At 44.1% G+C, this 2,863-nt stretch carries 2 protein-coding genes; both read left to right on the top strand.

Annotated features, from left to right (window positions below):
• Positions 1-500: 500 nt before the first annotated feature.
• Positions 501-2,270 (top strand): hypothetical protein, encoded by a 1,770-nt coding sequence (locus tag AC13C0_RS00010; RefSeq protein ID WP_482953693.1) that lies wholly within the window; start codon positions 501-503, stop codon positions 2,268-2,270.
• A gap of 135 nt (positions 2,271-2,405) precedes the next feature.
• A complete protein-coding gene (locus AC13C0_RS00005; RefSeq protein ID WP_336274555.1) occupies positions 2,406-2,711 on the top strand; it encodes a hypothetical protein in 306 nt (101 codons plus the stop codon).
• Positions 2,712-2,863 lie beyond the last annotated feature (152 nt).

Below are 2,863 nucleotides of genomic sequence, written 5' to 3'. Positions count from 1 at the left end.
CACTTAAGGCCGGTGACTGGATGACATCAGAGCGACATTGGCGCGCATACTACTAATAATTCTCATATCTGGGCGTAATGGGCTAACCGAGAAAATTTCGTGGCTGCTGCTTGGGGTGTTTATGAAATGTTCGGGTTAGGTGGCAGTAACTTTTTAAGAATGGCTTCGCGACGCTCCGGTGAATATTTCATGAAAACCTCTGTCTCTCGCCCCACTTTATTGAGAGAGTCTAACATCGGGTGGGGTTCCAACTACCTTGACAGAGGGGGTAGGGGAAGAAACCCCAAAATCGAACAAGCGCTCGGATCGTGGCAAGAGCGAAGGTTCATCATCGGCGGTATGGTGGGTTGTTGGCCTACTCCTAATTTTGGTTGTTCTGGCGAGCCTAGGAAATCTCTAACAATCGCGTCAACGGGACCGCTTTGTTCCGCTGCCGCTCCACAAACCGGCCCGTTACGCCAGCGTTAAATTCAAAAAATGTTAATGGATGAAGATACTTTATGAAGTTTAGAACTTTGAAGAACTGGCAAAACCTGGATCAGCTAGAGGGGTTGGTTTTCTTTGTTCAGCTTCTAGAAGAGCTGTTGTTCGATTACAGCTTAGACACCTACAAGCCGTCGGCAATGAATTCTAGTACTTTATGCCTAGAAACTTTAGAGCTCATAAAAGATATTGAAAACGAAGTCATTGATCAAGCCAACCTTCCCCATGTATTAGAAGAACTTGCCCTGAATCTTAAGAGGGATGAGGTAGTACACAGCCTTTTGGATATTGATATTGAGTCTGCATGCTCGCAGTTGCGCAATGCCGACGCGAATTTATATCAGATAAAGGTGACAGTCGAAATAATATATTCTCAAATAAGACTGCCTTTATATAAGGACCAGAATGAAATTCTTTTACTTGAGGCAGTTCGCAATGGAAGAGAAAAGAATAGAATTAGAGCGTTAACTAGAAGTTACGCCTCATCTCTCATCACGCTAGGATATAGTAATCAATATTTATATGCAGTAACAAGAAAAACATTTCACTGGGGTAGAAAACAAATCCATCAGCCTGAAGATATAAGCCTGTTTTTTGATATGGTTAAGGGAAATCCTGTTGAATATCAAGTTTTATTCAAGGGAGATAGTCTTTTCTTAGAGATTGCGGATTCATGTGAAAAGTTGGACATATCAATTTCTAGAGAGGTGTCGCCAGAAATTGAAGGCTATATAAATGCTAAAAACTTTACCCTCGATGAAGAGGACGACGTATATCTTATATGTGAAAAGGTAAATTCTCTTGATGTATTTTCAGCGCGAGAGTCTGTAGAGAGAAGGCTCGACCGTCTGAGCGCCTTAACGAATATTTTTCATCACAAACAGGTACCTTCCTGGTCCAAAGGTGCGCTGCTTATAAACAAAAGTGTAAATTCTTCTCGCATAGTTCCTGCCTCAAGAAACCCTATGCATATGTGCAGCGACAGGCGTTCAAAGGATGCTGCCGATGATCTGTACAAATTTATCGAAAATTTTTCTCTAGCCGAAAAGCAGAGCTTCCAAAAATATACTCGTGCCGTTGAACTGCACGCGCTCGCACTGAGAAGTGACTCACCCGAAAATCAACTCTTGAATCTTTGGGTTTCGCTAGAAACAATAACCCCGGGCAAGCTTAATCGGAACAAAGCAAAAATTAACAACATAATAGATTCAACGCTCCCATTCCTGTCGCTAACATACTTGCACTCCCTTACAGACCGACTTATTCAAGACTTTAAACTATGGAATGCACGGGAAACATTCTCGTTGATAAATCCTATTACCGGCGAAAGTGACCGCGAGAAATTAATTAGGCTTCTAGTGCTTCCTCAGTACGAAGAGCAGAAGCAACTACTTTACAAGTCACTCGGAGACTTCCATCTTCTAAGGAATAGAGCTCACTACTTTTCCGAAAACCTATCATCAACTAAGAAGATAAATAGAATCATCGACAATCATTGGCTTAGAGTAAGCTGGCAAATCAGAAGAATATACAGGGCAAGGAACCAAATAGTTCATGCAGGACATACTCCAGCGCACATTAATATTCTAATTAAAAATATTCATGATTACCTGGATATTGTGATGAGTAGTATCGCCGGTCTTGCTGCTGACGGGAAAAAGATTAATACTTTAGATCAAGCGTACAGGTATGTTGAATTGTCCTACAATGACTATAGAGCCTCGCTCAAGGATGGTTCCATAGGCGATGACAATATAAACCAACTCCTCGTATCGAAAAATATTTAACAATCGGCTGCACGGCGACCGATTTTAGGCCGCTTTGCGGTTCCAAATCGGCGCGTGAGCCGCGCGTTATATTTCTCAGGGAGTCCCAAATTGCTCAATAGGTCAGCTTTAATCCTCCGTTACAAAGAGCCGGCAGTGCGCTGGATCAACGAAGCTGATCCGAACCCTGACGGCCCGGAAATCACGCTCGAGGATGTCAACGAGGAGCGTACCGTTTACCTCATTGATGAGGAGGTGGCCGACACTCCCGAGCAACTCAGAAAATGGATCAAGGCTAACTTTCGTCCTTTGTTCGAAAGCGAGCTGGGTGGGTGGTATGTTGATCCAGATTTATGGCCTCAGAAACTGACCCTGAAATTGTTTGACGAATGGTTCACGGTCGAGTGCCACACCATGATTTTCGACACGGTTGGCGGTCCAATCGAGGACGACGAAATATAACAAGTTGTTGTAGTTCGTTCCGGCCTGCGGCCTCCACCGGACGCCCCTGTCGGGCCGCCGCTAAACCAAGGCGTTGAACTAGCCGCGCAAGCGCGGGGAGCGCGCCTGAGATCTTTGTTGATCATCGATTACTGAGTAGGGTTTTCAAGGAT

Source organism: Marinobacter sp. B-21 (assembly GCF_056857895.1).
Note: the sequence above shows the minus strand (reverse complement) of the source record. Positions and strands in the feature narration are given on the sequence as shown.